The 24911-nt window shown below is 57.2% G+C and carries 27 protein-coding genes and 1 tRNA gene; 13 read left to right on the top strand and 15 right to left on the bottom strand.

Annotation, left to right across the window (positions count from 1 at the left end; genetic code table 11):
* Window positions 1-243: 243 nt before the first annotated feature.
* Complete coding sequence (locus ACVWZF_RS11460) at window positions 244-690, bottom strand: VOC family protein (protein ID WP_414329315.1); 447 nt, start codon at window positions 688-690, stop codon at window positions 244-246.
* A gap of 195 nt (window positions 691-885) precedes the next feature.
* On the opposite strand from ACVWZF_RS11460, the gene topA reads away from it, so the two are divergent.
* Complete coding sequence (topA, locus tag ACVWZF_RS11455) at window positions 886-3669, top strand: type I DNA topoisomerase (RefSeq protein ID WP_457411485.1); 2784 nt, start codon at window positions 886-888, stop codon at window positions 3667-3669.
* 60 nt (window positions 3670-3729) lie between these two features.
* Here topA and ACVWZF_RS11450 read toward each other — a convergent pair whose 3' ends face one another.
* The 6 genes from ACVWZF_RS11450 to grxD all read right to left on the bottom strand — a co-directional run bounded on the left by ACVWZF_RS11450 (window position 3730) and on the right by grxD (window position 8126).
* On the bottom strand, window positions 3730-3930 hold the full coding sequence (locus tag ACVWZF_RS11450) for a hypothetical protein (protein ID WP_457394488.1): 201 nt from the start codon (window positions 3928-3930) through the stop codon (window positions 3730-3732).
* 37 nt (window positions 3931-3967) lie between these two features.
* On the bottom strand, window positions 3968-5128 hold the full coding sequence (locus tag ACVWZF_RS11445; protein ID WP_457394491.1) for a SpoIID/LytB domain-containing protein: 1161 nt from the start codon (window positions 5126-5128) through the stop codon (window positions 3968-3970).
* A 51-nt stretch (window positions 5129-5179) separates the two neighbouring features.
* A complete protein-coding gene (locus ACVWZF_RS11440) occupies window positions 5180-6736 on the bottom strand; it encodes a B12-binding domain-containing radical SAM protein (RefSeq protein ID WP_457394494.1) in 1557 nt (518 codons plus the stop codon).
* A 327-nt stretch (window positions 6737-7063) separates the two neighbouring features.
* Window positions 7064-7420: a phage holin family protein gene (locus ACVWZF_RS11435; RefSeq protein WP_011433930.1), complete on the bottom strand. Its 357-nt coding sequence runs from the start codon at window positions 7418-7420 to the stop codon at window positions 7064-7066.
* Window positions 7421-7464: 44 nt separating this feature from the next.
* Entirely contained in the window at window positions 7465-7755 is a 291-nt protein-coding gene (locus ACVWZF_RS11430; protein WP_414383123.1) for a BolA family protein, read from the bottom strand.
* A gap of 29 nt (window positions 7756-7784) precedes the next feature.
* Complete coding sequence (gene grxD / locus ACVWZF_RS11425) at window positions 7785-8126, bottom strand: Grx4 family monothiol glutaredoxin (protein ID WP_011433932.1); 342 nt, start codon at window positions 8124-8126, stop codon at window positions 7785-7787.
* Window positions 8127-8576: 450 nt separating this feature from the next.
* Here grxD and arsB point away from each other — a divergent pair, with 450 nt between their 5' ends.
* Both arsB and ACVWZF_RS11415 read left to right on the top strand, forming a co-directional pair.
* A complete protein-coding gene (gene arsB / locus ACVWZF_RS11420) occupies window positions 8577-9587 on the top strand; it encodes an ACR3 family arsenite efflux transporter (RefSeq protein WP_457411484.1) in 1011 nt (336 codons plus the stop codon).
* A complete protein-coding gene (locus ACVWZF_RS11415; RefSeq protein WP_414328749.1) occupies window positions 9588-10004 on the top strand; it encodes an arsenate reductase ArsC in 417 nt (138 codons plus the stop codon). It begins immediately after the preceding gene.
* A gap of 51 nt (window positions 10005-10055) precedes the next feature.
* Here ACVWZF_RS11415 and ACVWZF_RS11410 read toward each other — a convergent pair whose 3' ends face one another.
* The 3 genes from ACVWZF_RS11410 to hrcA all read right to left on the bottom strand — a co-directional run bounded on the left by ACVWZF_RS11410 (window position 10056) and on the right by hrcA (window position 13429).
* The gene (locus tag ACVWZF_RS11410) at window positions 10056-10952 is read right to left on the bottom strand and encodes a T9SS type A sorting domain-containing protein (RefSeq protein WP_414328748.1); all 897 of its coding nucleotides are present in this window, start codon (window positions 10950-10952) and stop codon (window positions 10056-10058) included.
* A 288-nt stretch (window positions 10953-11240) separates the two neighbouring features.
* A complete protein-coding gene (gene tilS, locus ACVWZF_RS11405) occupies window positions 11241-12224 on the bottom strand; it encodes a tRNA lysidine(34) synthetase TilS (RefSeq protein ID WP_457411482.1) in 984 nt (327 codons plus the stop codon).
* Between the two features lie 53 nt (window positions 12225-12277).
* A complete protein-coding gene (gene hrcA, locus ACVWZF_RS11400) occupies window positions 12278-13429 on the bottom strand; it encodes a heat-inducible transcriptional repressor HrcA (protein WP_414344420.1) in 1152 nt (383 codons plus the stop codon).
* A 427-nt stretch (window positions 13430-13856) separates the two neighbouring features.
* On the opposite strand from hrcA, the gene ACVWZF_RS11395 reads away from it, so the two are divergent.
* The 3 genes from ACVWZF_RS11395 (at window position 13857) to ACVWZF_RS11385 (ending at window position 15013) form a co-directional block, all read left to right on the top strand.
* On the top strand, window positions 13857-14159 hold the full coding sequence (locus ACVWZF_RS11395; protein ID WP_457411481.1) for an urease subunit gamma: 303 nt from the start codon (window positions 13857-13859) through the stop codon (window positions 14157-14159).
* Between the two features lie 49 nt (window positions 14160-14208).
* A complete protein-coding gene (locus ACVWZF_RS11390) occupies window positions 14209-14637 on the top strand; it encodes an urease subunit beta (RefSeq protein ID WP_414383119.1) in 429 nt (142 codons plus the stop codon).
* A 121-nt stretch (window positions 14638-14758) separates the two neighbouring features.
* Window positions 14759-15013, top strand: coding sequence for a hypothetical protein (locus tag ACVWZF_RS11385; protein ID WP_011433939.1), 255 nt, complete (start codon window positions 14759-14761; stop codon window positions 15011-15013).
* A 95-nt stretch (window positions 15014-15108) separates the two neighbouring features.
* Here ACVWZF_RS11385 and ACVWZF_RS11380 read toward each other — a convergent pair whose 3' ends face one another.
* Both ACVWZF_RS11380 and ACVWZF_RS11375 read right to left on the bottom strand, forming a co-directional pair.
* Window positions 15109-17544: an endonuclease MutS2 gene (locus ACVWZF_RS11380; protein WP_083757661.1), complete on the bottom strand. Its 2436-nt coding sequence runs from the start codon at window positions 17542-17544 to the stop codon at window positions 15109-15111.
* Window positions 17545-17551: 7 nt separating this feature from the next.
* On the bottom strand, window positions 17552-17722 hold the full coding sequence (locus tag ACVWZF_RS11375; RefSeq protein ID WP_187147233.1) for a hypothetical protein: 171 nt from the start codon (window positions 17720-17722) through the stop codon (window positions 17552-17554).
* Between the two features lie 295 nt (window positions 17723-18017).
* Between ACVWZF_RS11375 and ACVWZF_RS11370 the strand changes: the two genes are divergently transcribed.
* The 6 genes from ACVWZF_RS11370 (at window position 18018) to ACVWZF_RS11345 (ending at window position 21327) form a co-directional block, all read left to right on the top strand.
* Window positions 18018-18422, top strand: a complete 405-nt coding sequence (locus ACVWZF_RS11370) for an NIL domain-containing protein (protein WP_011433941.1) — start codon at window positions 18018-18020, stop codon at window positions 18420-18422.
* A gap of 112 nt (window positions 18423-18534) precedes the next feature.
* Window positions 18535-18756, top strand: coding sequence for an NAD(P)H-quinone oxidoreductase subunit L (gene ndhL, locus ACVWZF_RS11365; RefSeq protein WP_011433942.1), 222 nt, complete (start codon window positions 18535-18537; stop codon window positions 18754-18756).
* Between the two features lie 28 nt (window positions 18757-18784).
* Complete coding sequence (locus ACVWZF_RS11360; RefSeq protein WP_011433943.1) at window positions 18785-19120, top strand: DUF3007 family protein; 336 nt, start codon at window positions 18785-18787, stop codon at window positions 19118-19120.
* 266 nt (window positions 19121-19386) lie between these two features.
* A complete protein-coding gene (locus ACVWZF_RS11355) occupies window positions 19387-19959 on the top strand; it encodes a DNA-binding transcriptional response regulator (RefSeq protein WP_187147234.1) in 573 nt (190 codons plus the stop codon).
* Window positions 19960-20232: 273 nt separating this feature from the next.
* Window positions 20233-21156, top strand: coding sequence for an NAD(+) kinase (locus ACVWZF_RS11350; protein ID WP_011433945.1), 924 nt, complete (start codon window positions 20233-20235; stop codon window positions 21154-21156).
* A gap of 90 nt (window positions 21157-21246) precedes the next feature.
* Window positions 21247-21327 (top strand) — tRNA-Leu (locus tag ACVWZF_RS11345).
* A 76-nt stretch (window positions 21328-21403) separates the two neighbouring features.
* On the opposite strand, the gene ACVWZF_RS11340 is transcribed toward ACVWZF_RS11345, so the two are convergent.
* On the bottom strand, window positions 21404-21895 hold the full coding sequence (locus ACVWZF_RS11340; protein WP_041436730.1) for a pentapeptide repeat-containing protein: 492 nt from the start codon (window positions 21893-21895) through the stop codon (window positions 21404-21406).
* 167 nt (window positions 21896-22062) lie between these two features.
* Entirely contained in the window at window positions 22063-22359 is a 297-nt protein-coding gene (locus ACVWZF_RS11335) for a hypothetical protein (RefSeq protein ID WP_457411479.1), read from the bottom strand.
* Between the two features lie 265 nt (window positions 22360-22624).
* Between ACVWZF_RS11335 and lptB the strand changes: the two genes are divergently transcribed.
* Window positions 22625-23353 (top strand): LPS export ABC transporter ATP-binding protein, encoded by a 729-nt coding sequence (gene lptB / locus ACVWZF_RS11330; protein WP_457411478.1) that lies wholly within the window; start codon window positions 22625-22627, stop codon window positions 23351-23353.
* A 12-nt stretch (window positions 23354-23365) separates the two neighbouring features.
* Here lptB and ACVWZF_RS11325 read toward each other — a convergent pair whose 3' ends face one another.
* Window positions 23366-24835, bottom strand: a complete 1470-nt coding sequence (locus ACVWZF_RS11325; protein ID WP_041436732.1) for a pyruvate kinase — start codon at window positions 24833-24835, stop codon at window positions 23366-23368.
* Window positions 24836-24911: the final 76 nt, after the last annotated feature.

The following is a 24911-nucleotide window of genomic DNA, read 5'->3' as shown; positions in this document are numbered from 1 at the left end:
TCAGGACTTGGGTCATGGTTCTATCATAACTTCCGCATTCCTCCCGACACTGACCCTACGGGTACAGTGCGGGGCTCCTGCGATTTCTAGCTGACAAGCGGCCAACAAACCCTTCTCTCAAGTTCCCCAGAAGCTCTACTAGCTTAGCTTTAGGGTTGGCTCTCCAGGATCTGGACAAGGGGGAACGACCGCTCCCACCCAAATTAGATCCTCTAACCCATCAACTAGTTATCCAACTATTTATTAGTTAATGTCCTCTGGGCGTTGGGGCAGACTCTCTCCTGAGGATCCCTGGGGACGAATGAGCTCGATCGGCAGGCCATCGGGATCGGCGATGAACGCCACTTCATAGACCTGGCCCCCAATTTGCTGGAGCTGGGGCGGCAGCAGCAGGGTAAGGGGCACTTGCGCTCGCAAATGTTCTAGGTAGTTGGCCAGGGATCCCCATTCGGGGCCCACCTCAAAAGCGGGGTGATAGTAGCCCACATAGTGGGGATCCCCAAAGGGATCCGGGGCAGGATGGGGCTGCGGCACTTGCATCAGCTCCAAACGCCCCCAGGGGCCGCGCATCCAGCAGGCCAGCGTGATCCCGGCAGTAAAGCGTTCTTCCACCGCAAAGCCCAGCCCCTCGTAAAAAGCGATGGAGCGGAAGATATCGGCGGTGCGAATGGAAAAATGGTGTAGTTTCATCGTCCTACAAAGCAGCCAGATGGGGCCAGACCGCTCGGATCATCGCCGATGACGGCTGGTCAAGCGCAGGTAGACTTGCTACGCTCCAGAAAAGTAGGCTGTCTATCTTAAGCACCTCTTGCAGTGTATGCTGGCCCGCCCAATCCTTGGGGCGGGAAATGCGACAACCTAAGCCGATTGCTGCCAACCTCAATTATGCCTAAGCTGGTCATTGTCGAATCTCCCACCAAAGCCCGTACCATCCGTGGGTTCTTGCCTGCGGGGTATGAGGTTCAGGCCTCGATGGGACATGTGCGGGATCTTCCCGATTCGGCATCTGAAATTCCAGAAGAATTGAAAGGAGAAGAGTGGAGCCGCCTGGGGGTCAATGTCCACGCCGACTTCGAGCCCCTCTACGTCATCCCCAAGGACAAAAGAAAGGTGGTCAAGGAGCTGAAGGAAGCGCTCAAGAAGGCGGACGAGCTGATCCTGGCCACCGACGAAGACCGCGAAGGGGAAAGCATTAGCTGGCACTTGCAACAGGTGCTGCAACCCAAAGTGCCCACCCGCCGCATGGTGTTCCACGAGATTACCCGCGAGGCCATTCAGGAGGCGCTGCAAAACTGCCGTGAGGTGGATGAACAACTGGTGCGTGCCCAGGAGACCCGCCGCATCTTGGATCGCCTGGTGGGCTATACCCTGTCGCCGCTGCTGTGGAAAAAAATTGCCCCCAAACTCTCGGCAGGGCGGGTGCAGTCGGTGGCGGTCAAGCTTTTGGTGGATCGAGAGCGGGAGCGGCGCGCCTTCAGAAAAGCCTCCTACTGGGATCTCAAAGCAGAGCTGCAGCCCAAAACGACCGTCGCCGGCCAGCAGGCTGTCTTTCCAGCAGAGCTGGTGAGCTTGGGTGGCAAACGCCTGGCCAATGGGCAAGACTTCGATCCCAGCACCGGCCAGCTCATTGCCGGGCGGGATGTGGTGTTGTTGGATCAGGCCCAGGCCGAGGCCCTGCGGGATCGCTTGCTGGGAAAAGCCTGGATCGTCAGCTCTGTGGAAGAGCGCCCCTCCACCCGCAAACCTGCCCCTCCCTTTACCACCTCCACCCTGCAGCAGGAGGCCAACCGCAAGCTGCACCTGTCGGCCCAGCAGACGATGCGCATTGCCCAAAAGCTCTACGAAGAGGGCTACATCACCTACATGCGCACCGATTCGGTCCACCTGTCGGAGCAGGCCATCCGCGCTGCCCGCGCCTGCGTGGAGTCGATGTACGGCAGAGAATATCTCAGCCCCGAGCCCCGTCAGTACACCACCAAAACCAAAGGGGCGCAAGAAGCCCACGAGGCCATTCGTCCTGCTGGATCGGAGTTTCGTCTGCCCAGCCAAACCCCCCTCTCCGGCCAGGAGCTGGCCCTCTACGACCTGATCTGGAAGCGCACCGTCGCCAGCCAAATGGCTGAGGCGCGGCAGACCCACACCATCGTACTCATCGCCGTAGACGATGCGGTGTTCCGGGCCAGCGGCAAGCGCATCGATTTTCCCGGCTTTTTCCGCGCCTATGTGGAGGGATCCGACGACCCAGAGGCGGCTTTGGAAGATCGGGAGGTGCATCTGCCTCTGTTGCGGCAGGGGGATCCCCTCCGCTGCCAGAAGCTGGAACCCGTTGCCCACGAAACCCAGCCTCCAGCCCGATATACGGAAGCCTCCTTGGTCAAGGTGTTGGAAAGTGAGGGCATTGGCCGCCCCAGCACCTACGCCACCATCTTGAATACGATCATGAGCCGTGGCTACGTCAGGCCGATGGGAAGTGCCCTCGTGCCCACCTACACGGCTTTTGCAGTCACCGAGCTACTGGAAAAATACTTTCCCAACCTGGTGAATACCCGCTTCACTGCCGAGATGGAGCAAACGCTGGACGACATTGCTTCTGGACAGGCGGAGTGGCTGCCCTATCTGCGCCATTTCTTCTTGGGCGAGCAGGGTCTCGAGGGACAGGTAAAGGCCCGCGAGCTGGAAATTGATTCCGGCCTGGCCCGCTCCATCCATCTGGAGAACCTGCCTGTCAAGATCGGCATTGGCCCCTATGGCCCCTATGTGGCGGTCGAAACCGAGTCCGGAGAGGTGCGCGCCAACCTGCCGGAGGATATTCCCCCCGCCGATCTGAGCGCAGAACACATCGCGGAGCTGATCCAGCGGAAGCAGGAAGGCCCCAAGCCCATTGCCTTTCACCCGGAAACCCAAGAGCCCATCTACGTGATCCCGCAGGGCCCCTATGGCCCCTATGTGCAGTTGGGGGAAGTTTCTGAGGACAACAAAAAACCCAAGCGCACCTCTCTGCCCAAAGGGCTGAAACCGGATCAGGTCACGCCAGAGATTGCCTTGGGGTTGCTGAGCTTGCCCCGCACCTTGGGGGAACACCCGGAATCGGGGAAAAAAGTGCAGGCCGGCATTGGCCGCTTCGGCCCCTACGTGGTCTGCGATGGCGATTTTCGCTCTCTGCCCGCCGATGAGGATGTGCTGACCATCAGCCTGGAGCGGGCGCTGGAGCTGCTGGCCCAGCCCAAGAAAGGCCGTGGGCGCGCCTCGGCCAAGCCGCTGCGGGAGCTGGGATCCCATCCTGAGGATGGTGAGCCGGTCAATCTGCACGACGGCCCCTACGGGCTGTATGTCAAACATGGCAAGGTCAATGCCTCTTTGCCCAAAGGGATCCCTGCCGAAGCGGTTACCCTGGAAATGGCCCTGCAGGTGCTGGCTGAAAAAGAAGTCTCTTCTGCAGAGGTCAAGGGGAAAAGCCGCTCGACCGCTTCTGCAGGTAAAGCCCAAGCCAAAGCTGCCTCCAGCAGCCCTACAGCCCAGCCGGCTGGAGATGCTGTGCCGCAGAAGCGGCGTAAAGCACAAACAACTTCCACCGGCGGCGGGATGGCCAAAGAGCCGCAAGCGAATGGGTCAGCCCAGGTGGGATCCCGTCCCACCATTGTGAAGATCACCCCCAAAGCCCCCGCCTGAGGTCAGCTTCTTGGGGTGCGATGGCCCAAGGTCGCCTGCTCAAGGTGGCTCAGGGATCGGCTATGTAGCAGCTTTGCTGACGAAACAACTGCTCCAAGGGCCGCAAGCAGCGGCCACGGCGGCTTCCTGATTGGCAATGCAACCCATTGCTTCTGCAAACGGCAAGGGATCCTGCTGCTGGCGCTTGGGAATCTGGGCGTGTTCCAGCTCACTGCAGTAGCAGTAGGCAGGATGGCGACGATGGGGGTGTGCAAGGGACACGGGAGTAAATGAGAGTTGGAGTCGGGGCCAACAGCCTTCAGCTCAACGTTATCACCTGGGTGCCGGGGAAGTAGTGATTGAGAATTTGCGGCGCCGTGTAGCCCTTCTCGGCCAAGCCACGGGATCCCCACTGACACAGTCCCACCCCATGGCCGGCCCCACGATAGGTGAAAAGGTACACTTCCTGCTGGCCGGCCTTTGGCTGGAGACGTTCCCATGTGAAGCGGTTGCTGGGGAGGATCCCCCAACCCAGGGTTTGGCCAAGGCGCAGCACAAACTCTTGGCCAGTCAACAGTTGGGATCCAACGCGGATGCGCAGGGGGCGACCCCAGGGATCCGACTGCACAATCTCCAGATCGCCGTTGCCGAAGGCTGGCTCCAACTCCCGTCGGCTGAGTCGGACGCTGTGAGGGCCATAGAAAGGAGAGGCGCGACACCCGTCACAGATCACCCCTTGTAGGTAGGGGCGGGCGGGTGGGGCAAAAATATCCTGGTTGGCACTGGTGTGACCGCCGCAGGTGGAGTGAAACAGAACCTCTATCGGCTGGCCGGCATGGGTTAGGATCTGCCCTCGGGTTGCCTGCACCGCAGCAGTGGTCGCCGCCGTTTCATAGGCCAGGCCACCATAGAACTGGTGGGCGGTGGAATCCTGCAATAGCCTTATCGAGGTAGAGGGCCATTCTCTTCTGGGGCCGGGGTGCAGATGGGGAACGGCCAAGGTACGGGCCAAGATGGCTTGCGCCTGCAAGGCGGCGGCTGGCCAATCGGCAGGCATTTCGCTGGGCACCAAAGCCAGCAGATAGTCTTCCAACTTGACCCAGTTCACCAGATGCAGGCGACCTAAACCCTTGGGACGAATCTGTACCCAGCCCCGATAGCGACGCTCCTCCCCTGCGAGGGAGCGCAGAGCTCCCCCCTGTAGCCAAAGGGATCCCTGGTAGCGACGAGGCTGTCCCGGCCCGGTCAGAAGGAGCTCTTGGCGGCGCACCTGTAACTTCCAGGTGCCTGTTGGAAAAGGCTGCTGATTTAAAACAAAAGGGCCCATCAGCTCCAACTCGGCCAAGGGATCCGCACTCCAGCGGCTGAACAGCTCCACGGCCAGCCAATCTCCGCGCCCGGACGTTTGGGCCTGCCGAGAGCCTCCCCAAACAGCCCACAGGGATCCCAGCACCATCGCCCCCAACTGTCGTCGCCGCATAGGCCCCATCCGGGCATCCTCTATCGATAGACCATTCCCCCAGAAATACTGTCAAGATGAGCTGGCCAGCAAAGGATCGTATCCCAGTTGCTGGGTAAGCCGGGCGCGGGCCAATTCCCGATATTCCCAAAAGTGTTCTCCTGCAGCGCAGAGGCCCAAATATAGGTTCAGCAGGCTCGGTTTCTGTCGCCAAATCGTCCATAGCTGCCGCCAAAATTGGGCGCGGATTTCGGGATGAAGGATCCCTTGCCGCCAGATGAGTTGTAGAAGCAGGTGGATCCCTTTGCGAAGGGGCAGCTTCATCATTTGCCGTCGGCCATCTTTGATGCCGATATTCAGGCACTGTTGCAGGCAGCGAGATAAATATCGCGCAGGATCATACAGTTTCCAAAAACTTTCCAGATACTCTCGGGCAATCTCCGATAGAGAACGGGTGGGAATGAAATTCATCAGCGTATTTTGATCGCCGAACTCAGTCACGCCGATCCCTTCCAGCAACCGTTCCTCTTTCTTCAAGCGATTCCAGAGCTGTGTGTTTGGCAAAGCCTGTAAAATGCCCAGCATTGGCTGAGGAATACCGGTTTGCTCGACAAAAGCCTGAATGCGCTCCCCTGCTCCTGGCCGCTCTCCATCAAAGCCCAGAATAAACCCAGCGTAGATCAGCAGTCCGGCCTCGTTGATCTTGCGACAGGCCTCCACCAAAGGGTGGCGGGTATTCTGGAGCTTTTGGGTCATCTGTAAGCTGTCTTGGTCTGGAGTCTCAATGCCCAAAAAGACAGCATAGAACCCCGCTTCTACCATCAACCTCATCAGCTCTTCGTCTTCCTCCAGGTTGACTGAAGCCTCTGTCATAAAGGTAAATGGGTAATTGCGCTCCTGGCTCCAAGGGATCAGCTCTCGCAAAAATCGCTTGACGTTGCGCTGATTGCCGATAAAATTGTCATCCACTACAAATACCGAACCCCGCCAGCCCAAGTCATAGAGGGCCTGTAGCTCAGCTAGCATTTGACTTGGCTCTTTGGTTCTTGGCTTGCGTCCGTAAAGAGAGATGATATCGCAAAACTCACAATTGAAGGGGCAACCTCGCGAAAATTGGACTGACATCATGAAGTATTGATCCATACGCAGCAGATCAAACCTTGGCAAAGGACTTTGGGTTACATCCGGTTTTTCCGCAGCCCGAAAAATGCCCGACTCTTGCCCAGCTTCTAGAGCCTTGACAAAGGCCGGTATGGTCACTTCCCCTTCATCCAAAACCAAATAGTGAGCACCAGATTCCAGGGCATCCTGTGGCACAGAAGTTGGATAGGGTCCGCCCACCGCTACTTTTTTGCCCAACTGCACCGCTTTGCGAATGAGGGCGTGGAAATCCTGCTTCTGCACCAACATGGCTGACAAGATCACCAGATCGCACCACTGCCAATCGGCTTCTGTTTCATCAGCTACATTGCGATCCACAAAGCGAATCTCCCAGTGTTGGGGCAGCAAAGCAGCAACGGTGATCAAGCCAAGAGGTGGCATTAGCGCTTTTAGCCCCACCATCTCAATGGTGCGATTGTAAGACCAGAATGATTGAGGAAAACGCGGATAGAGCAGCAACGCCTTCATACCAACCAGCTCCTGAGTTGCAGATCGACCAACTTGATCCCCTACTGGTTTCCTATCGATTTGCTAGGCTTAGATAAAGCAGCCACAGATCAAACGCCTGCTCGCAATATCCTGCTGATGTTAGCCATTGGCAGATCTTGTGCAGGCTATCTGTGGAGAATCCTATGGTTCTGCGGCAAAAACTTAGCGGGCAGGGCCAATGGAGTAAAGCTTATCGGGATCCCTTAAAGTTGGTTTTGGTTATCGTCGGGCTGAGTGTTGACGTTCCCCTAGCGTACCCCCTGCAATCTTGAACCAAACCCTGCCCTCTCACGGCTGGGGACGAAGTCAGTTCGGCGCACCTTGCTCAAAAACCTGCTGAACCAAGCCGCTGACGATGGAAAGTACAATTGCGCCGATAAACGCCCAGCCGAAATTATCGATGTTGAAAGCATTCCCGGCCAGCTTATCGGCAATGGCTAGACAAATGCCGTTCAAAATCAGCCAAAACAAACCCAGGGTAAGAACCGTAATCGGCAGGGTGATCAGCCGGAGAATCGGCCTAACCAAACCATTGACCAGACCAATGGCCAGAGCCGCCACCAAAGCCCCGCCAAACCCGGAGACGTGGATCCCGGGCAAAAGCCAAGCCAGGATCATTACACTCAAGGCTGACATCAGCCAGGTGGCCAAAAGAGTTGCCATGCTCCCTCCTCTGCCCTGATGGGGCCGCGATTTTGCCCTCTATGCTAGCCGATCTGCTCAGGGATCCCTTGCGCAGAAACCTCTTCAGGGCTGTAAGTTTGCAGGGCCAAAGCATGAATGCTCCGCCCCATGTGTTCCGCCAGAGCGGCATACACCAGGCGATGTCGCTGTAGGGTCGTTTTGCCGACAAACGAAGGCGACACTACTTGAACTCGGTAGTGCCCTCCTGTCCCGCCCCCGTGGCCGATGTGAAGGTGGGACTCATCCTCCACCTGCACATGAAGAGCCTGCAGCTTCTCCATCAGGTGCTGCCGAAGGTAGTCGGGGGTAAGCATGGCAACCCCTCTGGATGAGATGGGATCCCTTAAGATTGAGCCGTGGCCTTAGCAAAGGCTGCCTCGACCAGCGGACGCAGCTCGTTGCGGGCGTGCATCTCTTGGATGATGTCGCAACCGCCCACAAACTCCCCATCAATATAAATCTGCGGGATAGTAGGCCAGTTGGAAAACTCTTTAATCCCCTGGCGGATCTCAGGATCCTCAAGTACGTTAATCGCCGTGTAGGGGAAGCCCAAACTATCCAGCACACGAACGGCGGCATAGGAAAACCCACATTGGGGCATTTCCGGGGTGCCCTTCATGTAGATGAGCACCTTGTGGGTGCGGATTTGCTCACGGATTTTCTCTTCCAAAAGGGGATCCAGCATGGTGTTCAGCCACTATAGCGACAACAGTCGATAGGCAAACTGGCATCCTATCGAGATCTCATTTTCGTCTACTTTTAACATGCTCGACACTTTTCCCACGGTTGGGCCGAGAGATTCTCTCATAGACTCTGTTCTACGGACGCCACCAGCAAGCCCCATTGCCCAGGGCTGGCCCAAGCCCCCAACCTATCCAGGCAGCGACCCCAGGATCCATGTTAATTTCTACACCAACATGGTTAGCGACAGGGTCGGCGACAAACCTCAAACCCTGATTCTTCCGTTGACCCGGTCGATCCCGCTCTGGGCAAGGGTTTCAGGCCCCTCGGCGGAGAAAAACAAGGGGAAATTGCAGCCGAAAACAAGACCTCTGGGCAAGGGTTATAATGGGGGGGAGTCGCTTCCCTTCGGGGAAGTGGAATTAATGGAAACGCTGTAATTAAATTTCAACCCATGAAGTTTTTTGAAAAATACCTTACCGTTTGGGTCTCGCTATGCATTGCTGCAGGCATTGGTCTTGGGAAAATACTGGGGAATTCTGTTTCGGTGCTTGAAAGCTGGCAGATATATACCATCAACATTCCGGTAGCGGTGTTGGTTTGGATGATGATCTACCCGATGATGGTACAGGTTGATTTTTCATCGATAGGCGGTGTTTCAAAAAATTGGAAAGGGCTGGCGCTGACAGTTACTGTAAACTGGCTGATCAAACCTTTCACCATGGCATTGTTTGGATGGATTTTCTTTAAAAATCTGTATGCTACCTGGATCACTCCGGAAGATGCAGACCAGTACCTGGCAGGCGCCATTCTGCTGGGTGCCGCACCCTGCACAGCCATGGTGTTTGTGTGGAGTTATTTGGTAAAAGGCGATGCCAATTATACGTTAATACAAGTTTCAGTCAACGATCTTATTCTGCCGGTTGCATTTGTACCCATTGTAAAATTGCTGCTGGGAGTAACCAACATACAGATACCGTATGAAGTACTGATTACTTCGGTGGTTGTTTTTGTTGTTATACCGCTAACTACGGGTTATCTGACCAATCGGATATTGCTTCAACGAGAAGGAAAGGATTGGTTTGAACAAAAATTTCTTCCGGCACTTCGTCCTGTTTCCATACTAGCATTGCTTTCAACCCTGGTTTTACTCTTTGCCTTTCAGGGCGAACACATACTGGATCATCCATACACCATTTTGTTGATAGCCATACCACTGACCATTCAAACCTACTTCATATTTTTTATAACCTGGCTGGGTGGAAAATTGCTCCGTTTATCACATCCGGTTTGTGCACCGGCTGCGATGATTGGTGCCAGTAATTTTTTTGAACTCGCAGTTGCCGTGGCCATATCACTTTTTGGTCTTAATTCAGGTGCGTCGTTAGCCACGGTGGTTGGTGTACTCATAGAAGTACCCATCATGTTATCGTTGGTAGCCATCGCTAACAGTTGGAGGTATTAAATGAAAAAAATCTTGGTTTTATGCACAGGTAATAGCTCCCGTAGTCAAATGGTACATGGTTATTTAGAAAATCTGTTACAAGGTAAAGCTCATATTTACAGTGCCGGTATTGAGATACATGGCGTAAATCCGAGAGCCATACAAATCATGAAGGAAGATGGAATTGATATCAGTCATCATACCAGCAACCATGTAAATGAATACTTAAACATACCCTTTGATTACATCATCACGGTATGTGATCATGCCAGAGAAAACTGTCCGTACATACCAGGTAATTCCATTCGCATACATCATAGTTTTTCTGATCCTGACAAAGCAACCGGAAGTGAAGAAGAAATTATGCATGCATTTCGTATGGTTCGAAATGAGATACGCACATTCTGCGAAGAATTTTCAAAGACTATCATTGCTTAATCCTAGTAAGAAAACACAAACAAAAAAGCCCTGTAACCGGGGCTTTCTGATTTATTTTACAACCATGATGCGTTGTGTTATCGCTTGTTTTCCGTCAGATATTCTAAGAAGATAAATTCCAGAAGACAATCCGTCTGTGATCAAAGTTATTTGCTGCTGAGATGGAGCAATGGTAAATTGCTGCAACACCTGACCCAGTGTTGTTATCAGTTCTCCTTTCAACGGTTCGGCAGAAGCCAATTGCAGAGCAATGGTAATCATATCAGTAGCCGGATTGGGATACACCAAAAAGTTGGAGGTATTCATCACTTCATCCACCGAAGAACAGTTAAGTACTGTAACCGATGCAGTCGCAGTTGCTGTACATCCGTTAGTAGCTGTGGCTGTAACGGTATAGGTAGTAGTGGATGCAGGGCTTACATTGATGGAAGCAGTATTAGCACCTGTATTCCAAGTAAAACTATTACCACCAGAAGCAGTAAGATTTACAGAGCTTCCCTGACAAATAGTACCGCCACCACTTATAGTAGGTGTGGGCAAAGGATTCACCACAATACTGGCTGTTGCCGTGTTTGTTCCGTTTAAATTGCTAGCTGTTAATGTTACAGTATATGTCCCCGCTGAATTAAATGTTACAGTAGGACTGGCAGCTGTACTTGTTGAAGGAGTTCCGCCGGGGAAGGACCAGCTATAGGAAGTAGCATTGGTAGATGTATTGGTAAATGTAATACTTTGCCCTGCACAGATGTTAGTTGATGAAACATTAAAAGAAGCGCTTGGTGGTGTATTGGTTGCAGCACTAATGTTTATATCATCCAGATAAGTAACATTTCCCCATCCACTTCGCAATTGGAATCTGATTCCGGCGGCGGTTTGAGAAGCATACGGGCTTAAATCTATTGTCTTGGTTGCCCATTGTGATGGGGTAGGTACAAATGCAGTGGTCATATCAGGTGCTGTAGCCAATGGACTCGGGCCTGTATTATTACCATAAGATGCTAATCGTATCCAAGTATTGCCACAATCAGTGGTGATACTTACTATTAATGAATCAGTCGCTTCCCTTCGGGGAAGTGGAATTAATGGAAACGTGGTTTATCCGGAGCTGGTAACAAGTATGCCGGCCAGTCGCTTCCCTTCGGGGAAGTGGAATTAATGGAAACTGGAAGGTGGAGAGGGGAGAGATGACGGATCGAGTGGTTGCTTCCCTTCGGGGAAGTGGAATTAATGGAAAAATTAATGGAAACAAACCAAGTGATCCCCTTTCACTTCCAGCCAGTGCCCACCTGGATAATCGGGGCTACGGCTGCCTCGGTCTGCTTTTAAGAGCTGGATCCCGGCTTCTACCTGGTCAAAGGTGGGGTGGTGGGGCAGCACCAAAGACAAAAATTGAAACATCACCTGCCGCTGCAGAGCCAAGGGGGCAGCCCGCAAGGGATCCCGTCGCAGCCCTGGCAAAGCGGGCTCATACACCTGCTGCCATAGCTGAGCTGCTTGGGCTACCACCAGCTCATGTTCTGCTTGGAGCAGCGTGGCAGCCCGATTCAGGGCCGCTTCCAGTTGCGGATTAAAGTGCTGCTTCAAGTAGGGCATCACCTCCAGGCGGAGACGGTTGCGGCCATGGGCCAGATCTTGGTTGCTGCGATCCGGCCAGACCGGCAATTGGTGCTGCTGGCAAAATTGTTCGGTTTCCCAACGGTATAGACCCAGCAGGGGTCGCACCACCTGGGCAGAGGTGGGATCCCGGTCGTCCAGGCGACGCTGCCAATCTAGGCTGCTCAGCCCGGCGGCTCCTGTCCCTCGCAGCAAGTTCCATAAAAATGTCTCGGCCCGGTCGCTGGCCGTATGCCCCATCACCACGGCGCTGCAGTCCCAGGTGCGGGCCCATTTCTCCAGTTGTTGGTAGCGCCAAGCCCTGGCCCCTGCCTCATCTCGGCGGATGGGATCCGCAGTCTCAACAGCATGAGGTAGTCCCTGCTGCTGCAGCCACCCCTGCAAAAAGCGGGCACACTCCGTTTCATCTGCCGACCAGCGGTGATCACAATGCAGAACAAATATCTGCCAGCCCCAGCGAGGCTGTAGATCCCGCAGGATTTGGAGCAGGCAAAAAGAATCTTGCCCGCCCGAAAAAGCCACCAGCAGCCGCTGGCCAGGGTGAAGAAGTTGCCGCTGCCGAATGGCGCACTGTACCCGCAGGTGGAGAGGAGAGAGCCTGGCCACAGCTTGTTATTGCTCAGGTGCAACCCAGACCCTGCCTGCCTTCATGGGATCCCTTAGGCAAGAGCTCGGGTCAGATGAGAGGCCACCGCCTGCACAGCAGCAATGCTGCGCTCGTAGGCCATTCGGGTCGGCCCCAGCAAGGTGACCGTACCCAGAGGAGCTGAGCGACGGTGGTAAGTGGAGGCGATAACCGTACAGTGGTGCAGAGACTCCAGTGGATTCTCGCTGCCAATGTAGATGATCACCGGGGTCTTGCGGGCAGACTGTCCCGACTCCTGATCCATCTCCGTTGAGCTCGGCAGAGAGGGCAAACCCCCATCGGCAAAATGGAGCCCAATCATCCCCTGAAGTTGCTTGGCTCCCTCCTCGATCAACTGCATCACTGCCTGCACCTGCCGGGCCTGGGAAAACTCCGGCTGACGCATCAACTCGGCCATACCGGCACTGAACACCTGCCCCAGAGAGGGCTGTAGACAGCGTTGCACCACCGAGCGCAGCAGTTGCTGGAGCCAATGGCCGTAGGTACGAAATTCTTCATCCAGTTTCAGCCAGCTCAGATCCTGCAACTCGGCAAAGGTTTTGCCCCGCAGCTTCAGGGTGAGAAAGTTGCTGAGCAATTGCAATTCATCTTCCAAATCCTCTCGGGAGTCGCTGGGCCAGTCGGGGGGGCTGACCAGAGCTGAATGGGTTTGATAGGAGTCGGTTACCACCAACACCATCACCCGCCCTGGCGCTACCGACACCAACTGCACATGATGAATGGCTACCACCGGCCCCTGAGGAGGAGTGATGAGAGCAATGCAACCGCTCAGATGGGCCAAAAGCTGAGCTACCCTTTGCAGGAGGCTGTCTAGGTCGTCTCCCAGCTCACGGCCAAGCTGATCCATCAACTGTTGCAGAGCGGGATGGGGATCCGGCTGAGGAGCATCGTGAGGGATCCCACCGCTGTTGGCAGAGGTCAACAAATCGTTGACATAAACCCGATAGCCAAAGTCGGAAGGAACCCGTCCGGCGGAGGTGTGAGGCTGAAACAGCAATCCCACTTGCTCAAGGGTGGCCAAGTCGTTGCGAATGGTGGCCGTGCTTACCCCAAAGTTGTAGGACTGGGCCAAGGTTTTGGAACCGACAGGTTCAGCTGTAGCAATGTAGCTACGCACTGTCGCCCAGAGAATCTTCCGCTGGCGGGGAGTCAGTTCGAGTTTCATAGCCGATCAAAAGAACCCAGTCAACGCCTATCAAAGGAAACTGTTAATACAGAGCCGGTAAATTGCTCCAGGATAAACCAACTCAGAGCTGAGATAGGAATCCAGACAGACTTTTACATCTTCTAATCTATATGCATCTATTGTTACTCTTTATATAGCGGGTTGCCTAGGAAGGAAGTTGCAAAACCCGATGTCGGAAGAGGTTGAGACTGCTGCTTGTGCAGGAGAGAGTGAAATCTCTTGTAGCCTGGGCTCCCCTTTTTTGCCCAGAGGTGGTAGAAGATGAACTACGGCTAGCCACCTTGTTGCGTAGCAACAGTCCGCTGCGCCAAGACTGGGGATTTCTGCGCATGAGTTCGGTCAACTCTAGGCCAACTGGGCCTGCTGCTGTCCCCCCTGTATCCTTTTGTATCTTTGAGGTTGTCCCATGTACTTATCCCCCCAGGAGAAAGACAAGTTGTTGATCTACCTGGCTGCCCAGTTGGCTCGGGATCGGCGGCAGCGGGGCCTCAAACTCAATTACCCTGAGGCGGTGGCCTACTTGAGCGCAGCAGTCTTGGAAGGGGCGCGGGAGGGGAAAACAGTCGCCCAATTGATGAGCGAGGGGCTGACGTGGCTGACCCGCGAGGACGTGATGCCCGGGATCCCAGAGATGATCTCGGAAATTCAAGTGGAGGCTACTTTCCCCGACGGAACCAAGCTGGTTACCCTACACCACCCCATTCGCTAGGGATCCCCCAGATGCTCCAAAGACCGAAAAACTTCAGGAGGTTGTCCCCATGCCCTCTGGCCGCAAATCCAAAACCACGCCTGGCGCCAACGCGGAGCCAGCCCTAATCCCAGGGGAACTGCTGCTGGCAGAGGATCCCATCCAGGCCAACGTCGGGCGGGCCACCGTGACCCTGGAGGTTACCAACCGAGGGGATCGGCCCATTCAGGTGGGATCCCATTTTCACTTTTTTGAGGTGAACCGAGCCCTGGTTTTCGATCGCGCCGCCAGCTTTGGCATGCGCCTCAACATTCCTTCCGGCAATGCGGTGCGTTTTGAGCCAGGCCAAACCCATCGGGTGACGCTGGTGGCTTTGGGGGGCAAGGGGTTGGTGCATGGCTTCAATCGGCTCACGGAGGGTACGGTACGCTCTGCCGCCCAAAAGCGGCTGGCCCTGGCCCGATTGCAGGAGTGGATGGGTCAAGCAGCCAATCCCTAGGGAGTACCGCCCCCCCCAAGTGTGCAGCTTTGGGCAGCCGTGCCAAGGTTCAACCCCATCCCCGTCTCTGCTCAGATTCAGGACAGTAGGGCTATCCTATTTCTCCTCTAGGAGCTGACAGATGTCAGAGCGCGAGACTGTCTTGTGGATGTGGGTGCAAGGCTTGGGGCTAAATCTTTCTGGGTTGGCGCTGTTGGCAGCAGCAGGCGCCGCCTTTGGGCCTCTCAGTTGGACAGGTGCAACGGTGGCGGTGATGTTGAAGCTCATTGGGGATAGCCAACTGGTGCGGGGCTACTGGCTCTGGCAAAGCCAGCGGCAACAGAAGGGATCCCAGCCCGTCAGCTCAGCAGCGGCAGTGCTCCACAGTCAAGCTTGAGACATTGCCCGGCACTTGTCCGGTCTCCGACTCGAGAATGCCAACGCGACCACCCCTACTCCCTTCTGGCACTGGCAAGCCTCACTGTACAAGCCTCACTGTAAATGAGCCACGGTCACTCCAGTACCGCCGTCTTCGGGATCAGCGGCTGAAAAACGCTGAACGCGCGGGTGATTTTGGAGATAAGCCTGGACGCCGGCTTTCAGGCGCCCTGTGCCGTGGCCGTGGATGATCCAAACCGGGCCGGGAGGAGCTTGGGCAAAGTGCTGTTCCAGAATGGCCTCAGCATCAGCAACGGTTTTCCCCCTCAGATCGAGGGTGTTCTGGCTGGTGCGCAGGTTCAGGGGAGCGGTGGCTGCAGGGGAGGGAGGTGGGGCTTTGGGGCGTTGGCGTTGCTTAGCCTGGTGTTCGTCAATGGGATCCAACTGCCCCCGTGGCACTGTGAATTTGAGGATGCCGCTGCGCACCACATACACATCCCCTTCGATGGCGATCACTTCCCCCGTCTGACCCAAGCCTCTCAGCCGCACCCGATCTCCCACCTCTGGCACAAACTCCATATCCACGGGCGGCGGTGGGGGAGAGTAGCGCTGCTGGATTTGCGCCAGCTCGGCAGTAATGCGTTGGGGATCCTCTCCCTGCTGCAATCTGCGGATGGCGGCAGCCACTTCCTGACGGGCAGCAGCCAACAGGGCTTGCAGTTCTTGGTTTTGCTTCTGCTCCAGCCGGGCTTCTCGCTCGGCGATTTGGCGGCTACGCTGTTGCATTTGTTGATATAGGCTCTCCAGCTCTCGATGCAGGGATCCCACCTGGGCCGCCCGCTCTTCCAATTGAGCCCGCTGCGCTTCCAGGCCGGCAATGACCCTATCCACCTGGCTTTCCCCTTGCAGGTGCCGCTGGGCCCGCCGCAGAATCTCTGGATCCAACTGCAGCCGTTGGGCAATGGCCAAGGCGTTGGAGCGGCCTGGGATCCCCCACAAGAGGCGATAGGTGGGGGCCAGGGTGACCTCGTCGAACTCCACCGAGGCATTTTCAAAGCAGGGATGTTGGTATTTCAGGGCCTTTAGCTCGCCGTAGTGGGTGGTAGCCAGGGTGAGCAGTGCCCTTTCCGAGAGGTACTCCAATAGCCCAGCCGCCAGGGCAGCGCCTTCGGTGGGATCCGTGCCCGCCCCCACCTCATCCAACAGGACAAGGGCCGGCTCCGGAGCAGACTGCAGGGCCTGCACGATGCGGCTGATGCGGCGGATGTGCCCCGAAAAGGTGGAGAGATTTTGTTGCAGCGACTGCTCGTCCCCAATGTCGGCGTAAACCCCGTCGAACCAAGGCAGCTGGGGCGGATCCTGAGCCGGCAGGAAGATCCCCGCCTTGGCCATGAGCACCAGCAGGCCCAGGGTTTTCAGGGCAACGGTTTTGCCGCCGGTGTTGGGGCCGGTGATAACCACGACACGAATGGAGTCCGCGAGGGTGAAGTCGATAGGGACAACGGCAGAGCCTTGACCCTCCGAAGGGGCGGCGGCGCGGGACTGCCAGAGCAGCAGGGGGTGCTTGGCCTGACGCAGGCGCAATCCTGCCGAGACAAACTGGGGACGATTGCCCTCCAGCCAGAGGCTGTAGCGACCCCGAGCCAGAGCCACATCCAACCCCACCATCACCCCCTGCAGATGCTCCAGATCGGTGGCCACGGCTGCCACCTGAGCCGAGAGCGCGGCTAAGATCCGCTCTTCCTCCGCCTGAATCTGAACTTGGGTTTCTCGCCAGCGGTTGCCCAGTTCCACCACGGCGTAGGGCTCCACATAGAGGGTGGCCCCACTGGCAGAGCTGTCATGCACAATGCCGCGGATGAGATCCCGATGGGTGGCCTTGACCATCAGGACAAACCGCCCCTGCCGCTGGCCAATCAGGGTATCCTGCAGCGCCTGGGGATACTGGCTCATCAATTGTTGCAGCTGCTCTTGGATCTGGCTGCGTTGCCGCCGCTGCTGCTGGCGCAGATCCGCAAGGGTAGGGCTGGCGCTGTCCCGCACCTCGCCATGTTCCTCCAGGCAGCGGAAGATCTCCTGCTCCAGCTCCGGGTAGGTGCGCAGGGTGCTCACCCAAGTTTGCAAGCGTGGCAGATGGTCGTGGTCGTCGATCAGGCGGCGGATGCGGCGGGCTGCCCCCAGAGTTGTAGCGATCTGCACCAGCTCTTCCCCGCTCAGGATCCCCCCCCGTTCGGCCCGTTCCAAAGCCGGCAGCAAGTTGTGGATCCCTGCCATAGAAAGTCCCCCGGCCTGTGTGCGATCGAGGCGGATCGCCTCTTCCGTCTGCTCAAGGTAGGCTTCGCTGTCGGCGCGGCTCTGCCAGGGATCCAGCTCCAAGCAGGCGCGGCGGCCCAAGGGTGTGGCCGCAAAGGTGGCCAAGTGCTGACAAAGGCGGGGCCACTCCAGCAATTCCAAGGTTTCTTGCCGTTCGCCTTGGCAGGCCGTAGGCCTTGGGGAGGGATCGGGCTTGGAGAAGACTGGCAGCGGGTGCAAGGTGGGGACGGTGGGCATTAACCATTCAGCGATGCAAGGAACCCTGGAGACGCAGTTGCTTCATCTCTTGCAAAAACTGCTGTTGATACTTGAGGAAGGCAGTGTGCCACTCGCGGAAGCGACGTTCGCCATCCCGCACCAGCATCTGGCGGTACTGCTCTGAGTTGAGACGGGGCTGAGCAAAAGATGGGTTCATAGGGATCGGGGACGCTCTCCATCCTATTGTGGCAGGCTCTGGGTCGGCTTCCACAGATAGCTTTTGGTGAGAGGGGCACGCTGATAATGGCGCCGTTGTCTCACGCGCTGCCTCTGGTGATCTTCCCAAGAAGCTGAGCTCACCGAAAAACTGGGTTCAAAGCCCCGCCCTACCGCTGTGGGGTTCGCCTTGGGTGTCCTGTGGAGGGTGGAAGTGAGCTGCATTCACGGCCAAACTGAACCTCACAAGCCTGCCATACTGAAGGAAGTTGCTGCACTCAAAACACTCAAGATCCGTGCGCAAACGAGTCACCCTCATTTTCCCCCGCCATTTGGTGAATGTGCCTCTCACCTATCGGTTGGCCAAAGACTTCGATGTGGCTGCCAATATCGTGCGCGCCAGGGTAGCCCCCAACGAAGTGGGTACTTTGGTGGTGGAGCTGTCGGGGGATATCGACCAGGTGGAAGCAGGATTGGAATGGGTACAGTCTTTGGGCATTGAGGTGACTGAACGGGCCAAGGAAATTCAAATCGACCCAGACTTGTGCGTGGACTGTGGATTGTGTACGGGAGTTTGCCCAACCGAGGCCTTGAAGATTTCTGCTCCCAACTGGAAGCTGGAGTTCTCTCGCAACCGCTGTGTCATGTGCGAACAGTGTGTTGCCACCTGCCCCGTTGGGGCGATCAGCACCAGTTTGTAGTCAGTTGGCCGAGTTACCGACTTCCTTCAGCCGACAAATCTCTTCACAATGCCGTTAACAATGCTGTTAGACTTGTTGGACACAGGTCAAATAGCTGCAGGACGCACTCGACATGGCTTCTACTCCATCGTTGATCGGGTTAACTTATGCCGGTTTGGCTGTTCTCTATCTGCTGGTGCTGCCTCTGTTGTCTCTGCTGTACGTGGACAAACGCTGGACTTCAGGCAGTGCTTGGGAAAAGGTGCTGATGTTTTTCTTGGTCTTGTTTTTCTTTCCCGGCATGGTGCTCTTGGCTCCCTTCATGACGTTTCGGCCCAAGCCCCGGTCGCTGTAAGGTCAGCCGTTTGTCGGTTCACTGAGCCATGCGCAGATTGGATGTTCTTGCTATAGGCTTAGCCCTGCTGTTGGGGGGAGGGATCCTCTATGGCCTGCTGCTTTGGGCGGGCTTGGATACGAGGGCCGCGCAGCAGATATCGAGCGTGGTGCTTCTATTGGCCTGCTTGGGGTGGACTTTTGGCTACCTGAAGCGGGTGCTGCGTGGGGAAATGACCCTGAAGGCTCAATGGGCCAGCTTCGAGACCCAGCAGATTCAAGAGAGGCTCCGCTCCCTCTCCCCAGAAGAGTTGCAGGCCCTGCAAGCTGAATTGGAAAGCGAGAAAGAAGGGATCCCAGATTGGGTTGAGCAGGAGAAACATTGAGGCCATTGGACAGGCCGCACCCAGAAATGGGCTGTCGGCTGCTGGGGATCCAGGTTTAAGGGTATGGAGCGTCGGGCTTAAACCGCAATACTTGTATATCTGTATATCCGGTTACCATTTGCTTCCCCTAAGAATGCTACATTGCGCCCCGCACAAGATTCTGGCGTACGACGGATTATTAAGTGGTGCAAGCCTTTGCCTTTCCTTCTACTCGCATATCTCCATCCACTGTGAGAAAAACCATACTGCTAGCTCAGGGCCAGCCCTTGCAATCTCATCTCTGGCAGTTGGGGCTGGAGTCTCAGGGGCACTCTGTGGTGCCGATTTCCCCACGTGAAGATCTGCTGGAGGTGGCAGCAAGTCAGCCTCTGGATTTGGATCTGATGGTGGTGGACATGACGACGGGGCTGTTTAACCCCTATGCCTTTTGTCGAGAGTGTCAAAGCAAGCTGCCCAACATCCCTGTTATCCTGACTCATCACCCCCGCCGCCACATCGAGCCCGCAGAGCGGCGCTGGGCAATCTACCAGGGGGCAGCAGATGTGATCCCTGGCTTGGCGGAGGCCGGCGACCTTCTCCACTCCCTCGAACGGATTTACGAGGCTGCCAGGTGGTTTTTGCCTATTGACACGGAGGCGCTCCACAGGGCTCTGAAGCAAGCGGGCTTATGGCCGGCGGAGGTCAGCCGTACATCTTCTTCCACCCCTCCCCCGCAGCCGAGCGCCCACTCTCCCACCGCCCCTCCACAACCCATCACCGCGGAAGGGGATCCAGGGCAAAAAGACTTGACCCCGCAGGTGAAGTACCGACTGATGTACCGGGGTCGCCCTGTCGATTGAGGTACTCGTTCCAACCTGCCGTCACTCGTTTTTCCTCGTAGCTTCTCGTAGCTTCTTGCCCTGCCAGGGTTGAGCTGCCGATTGGCAACGAGCAGGATGCAATCGCTGCAGCCCCGGGCAGCAGTGTATGGCCTCGCCATGCAAGCTACCCGTCTTGTTCAGCGTCAATGTATCAGCGAAGTCTGCTGGCAGAAATTGTGGAATGGATCACCTGGCCAGCAGAGGGGCCTGCAGAACTGATAGAGTTTTGGCACCTCTGCCTTCCCATTGCCCATGACCAAGCCCAAAGCCGGGATCCTCTACAACGACGCCAAACCCGCCGCCAAACGCAGCAGCGAAACCCTAGCCCGCTGGTTTCAGGAGCAGGGCTGGGAAGTCTGTGTGGCCCCCAACTGGGGCGGTATCCTCGGTTATGCCAAGCCCGACAGCCCCATCTGCCTGACCAAAGTAGATAGCCTGGCCCCGGCTGGATTTGATCAAACCATGAAGTTTGCGGTGGTGTTGGGGGGAGATGGCACCGTCTTGGCAGCAGCACGGCAACTGGCCCCCAAAGGGATCCCCTTGTTGGCGGTGAATACGGGCCATCTGGGCTTTCTGACGGAGACCTACCTTCCTCACCTAGAAGAGGCAGCCAGTGCCGCCATTGCCGGGGAATACACCCTGGATCGCCGCAGCATGTTGCTGGTGCAAGCCTACCGAGGGCAAGAATTGCGCTGGGAGGTCTTGAGCTTAAACGAGATGGTGCTGCACCGCGAGCCTTTGACCAGCATGTGCCACTTCGAGATCACCATCGGGGATCACTCACCTCTGGATGTGGCTGCCGACGGAGTCATCTTGGCTACTCCCACCGGCTCGACGGCCTATGCCCTCTCGGCGGGTGGGCCGGTGATCACACCGGGGGTGCCGGTTTTGCAGCTGATTCCCATCTGCCCCCATTCCATGGCGTCGCGGGCCTTGGTCTTCCCCGATTCGGAGGAGGTATGGATTAGCCCCGTTACCCCTCAGCCACTGGTTTTGGTGGTAGATGGAAATGCCGGCTGCTACATCATGCCGGAAGACCAGATTCGGGTGGTACGTGCCCCCTATTGGACAGATTTGATGCGCCTGCGCCGACCGGAATTTTTCCGGGTTATGCGAGAGAAGTTGGGGTGGGGACTGCCCCACGCTTCCAAGCCCACGTCGGTGGAGTTGCCTTAACTTTGCCGAGGCAGGACAAGCCATAGCTGCAAAATGGCCAATGCCCTTAACAACTCCACCCCTCTGTCGCTATGATGGTTAGGCTCGGAAGCGGATGTGGCGGAATTGGTATACGCGCACGTTTGAGGGGCGTGTGGCTTTGCCTTGCGAGTTCGAGTCTCGCCATCCGCATTACGCAATTAGTACGCGTTATTCATTAGTCCCTCTCCCAGAGAGGGAGAGGGGAAGCTGGCTTCGGCCTTTGGCACTATTCCCGAACGGCACCCTGCAGGCGTGCGCCCCAGGTGCGAGCAAAGCGCAGGTCAGCCCCAACCAGGTTGGCGTCGCGTAGATCGGCCCCCCGCAAGTCGGCGCCGTACAGGGATGCAGAAGAGAGATCGGCCCCCCGCAGGTTGGCCCCCCGCAAGTCTGCCCCCTCCAGGTAAGCGCCACTCAGGTTGGCTCCCCCCAATTGAGCCCGCCGCAAATTGGCCCCCACCAGGTAAGACTGGCTGAGATCGGCGCCCGTCAAGATGGTGCGCTCCAGATTGGCCTCGATGAGATCGGAACCGCTGAAATTGGCCTCCGCCAAATCCAGATTGCTCAGCTCAATGGATCCCAGGCGGCAGTTGGGACAGGTGCGGGAAGCCATGAGGTAGCGCATAAAACAAGAGTTGTAGGTTGTGGCTGCGGCAGAGGAAGCCAAGGCTGCCGTGGCCAGTAGTGCCCAAATGGCGGGAACTTTGAGATTGAGGTTCATGGTTACCAAGCCTCACAATTTTGAAGGTTTACGTGAAGGGACACAGCAGAGGGGGATGGTTCTGCGCTGGTCACATGATAGTGGCATCTTCTGGCTTCGGCCACTCCGCAGGTCTGTCTGGCCCACCTGATAGCAGGCTCTCTCAGGGCGGGATGACGTTTGGAGTCCTATCGTCCCGAAGCTGCCGGGCCGTTGCCAACACTGGGAAGGGGTGGATCTTTGAGCAGCAGCTGCACCCAATGCCAAGACAGTTGCCCCAACCCCACCAAAACCCCGAGTATTGCCGAGGAAGTCAGGACGCGATCCCAGCGGATTTCCCGCCAGCCGGCAGGGCTGGTTGTTGGCCTTCTTGGGTTGAGTTTCTCGGCAACAGGAAGCGGGCGATGGCGCAAAAAGTGCCCACAGCGACGACAGCGATAATCGGAGTTGGAGTTGAGCCAGTAGCAAGCTGGGCAGCGAAGCATGGGAAGGCCAGGGATCCCCTAGTGAAATGATCCCATTTTGAGGGGGGCGAGCAGTTGCCGTGAGCTATATGAGAACCCCATTAAGGATCCCTCCAGTTGGCTTGAGAGGGATCCACTTTGCCTACACTCCCCTGGATTGTGGGCGGGGTTTGGGGCATCTTTGAGGAAGTAGCCTGTGCGCTGCGGCAGCCGGGATCCCTGTCGGTTGGAGAGAATCAGCCCTACAGAATCAGTAAGCATTGATCAGCAGCCCTGTGCCGGCCCTATGCAGATCTACTTAGAAAACATCTGTAAGCGCTATGGCCGCCGTGAGGTGGTGAGCGACGTTAGCCTGAACATTCAGCAGGGGGAAATCGTGGGGCTCCTGGGCCCCAATGGGGCGGGGAAAACCACCACGTTCTACATCATGACTGGCCTGATCCAGCCCAACCGCGGCCATGTCTGGTTGGATGACCAAGACATCACCCACCTGCCCATGCATCGCCGGGCTCAATTGGGGATCGGCTACCTGGCCCAGGAGCCGAGTATTTTTCGTCGCCTCAGCATCCAAGACAACCTGCTGCTGATCATGGAGCAAACGGGGGTGCCTCGCCGCCTCTGGCAGCAGCGGCTCAACCAACTGCTGGAGGAGTTTCGCATCGCCCACGTGGCCCGCAGCCTGGGCCTGCAGGTATCGGGGGGGGAGCGTCGCCGAGCGGAGATCGCCCGTGCCTTGGCCGCTGGGATCCACGGGCCGAAATTTCTGCTGCTGGATGAGCCCTTTGCGGGGGTGGATCCCATCGCGGTGGCGGATATTCAGGAGGTGGTGGCCAAGCTCAAGCAGCGGGGCATCGGTGTTTTGATTACTGACCACAATGTGCGGGAGACGCTGGAGATCACCGACCGGGCCTATATCCTCAACGACGGGGCCATTTTGGCCAAGGGCACGGCGGCGGAGCTGGCGGCGGATCCCTTGGTGCGCAAGTATTACCTGGGGGAGAAGTTCCGTCTCTAGGGCAGCTCCAGGTCACCTCCAGGAGTACAGAGCTCGCAGGCGTTGGCTTTTCTTGTGCTGGTGGGTCTGCATCCGAGCCAGCAGCTCGTCCAGGAGGGCAACCGCCTCCAGCAGGTAGGGGCCCTTGTTGAGCATCACACATTCGGCGCGGGCAGACATCACCGCATCGGAAAGCTCAGGCCGCGAGGGCAAGCCCTCCTTGGTGAGCTGATCCAGCACCTGGGTAGCCCAGACCACCGGCACCTGGGCTGCCTCGCAGATCCACAGCAGTTCCTCCTGGATCTCGCCCAAGCGCAGCCAACCGATCTCCACGGCGAGGTCGCCACGGGCAATCATCACCCCCAGGGGCCGGCAGCCGGCAACGGTCGCGATCAAGGCCGGCAGGTTTTTCACCGCCCGCTGCGTTTCCATCTTGAGGATCAAGCCCAGATCGGGGCGAGCCTGCCGCCGCTCCAGCTCAGAAACCAGCAACTGCAAGTCCGCGGGCTGCTGGACGAAGGAATAGCCCACCAAGTCGGCATGCCGCACCACAAAGTCCAGGTCTTGGCAGTCTTTGTCGGTAAGGGAACGGATCTGGAGCTGACTGTCAGGAAAATTGAGGCCTTTTTCTGCTCGCAACTTCTTGCCCTGAGGGGCAACTTTGTCCACCTCCAGCACCACGCCTGCCGGCTCGATCCTTACCACGCGGGCGCCGATTTTGCCGTCGTCGATCCAAACGGTTGCCCCCACTTGCAGGTGCGCCAAAACCTCCGGCAGGCTGCAGGTCACCTGGCAGGAGATATCGGCGCTGGCCTCAGGAACCTTCGCGGTGAGCAGGATGCGATCCCCGCGGTACACCTTGGTTTTGCCGGGGGGCATGGCCACTGGGCCGGTGCGGATCTTGGGGCCAGCCAGGTCCAGCAAAATCTTGCAACGCCGTTGGGTCTGGGCTTCGGCCTGGCGCAAGTGGGCCACCATTTTCTCCCACACCGAGGGCTCGTCGTGGGCGCAGTTGATGCGGGCCACGTTCATGCCCCGCTCCAACAACTGCAGCAACAGCTCCGGCTGCTCGGCGGCTTCGCTGGGCAGGGTCACCATGATGCGCGCGCGGCGATGGGGAGAAGGAGGGCCAAACAGCGCCTCGGCGTGCTGCTCTAGTGCCGTATCCCCGGCGTAAAACTCTTCATAGCTGGGTGCCGTATGGGTCAAACCCTGGGTGGCTGCCAAAATAGCAATCACCGCATCCAGGCTCTCCAGAACCCGCGACTCACAGCGCCCCAGCGAGGACAGCCCCGCAGCCGCTAGCTCCAGTTGCAAGCTGCGCAGATCCTGTTGGCGCAGCGCCAGGTAGCGCGCCAGGTTGTGGATGGCCGCAGGAGGGCTCGTAAGGCAGCCCCAAGCGGCCAAGTATTTCTGGGATCCCTCTACAACCTGCTGCCGCAGCTCCAGGAGCCGCTCCAGCAAACTCCTAAGATTGCAGGAGGGGGAAGAGGAGGAAACCATGTCGAAAGTCTTCCCAAGACAAACCCGGCCCAATTCTATGCCTGAGCTTACTTGGGGTCGATCATAGGCGGGTTAG

Source organism: Thermostichus sp. OS-CIW-30 (genome assembly GCF_054060215.1).
Note: the sequence above shows the minus strand (reverse complement) of the source record. Positions and strands in the feature narration are given on the sequence as shown.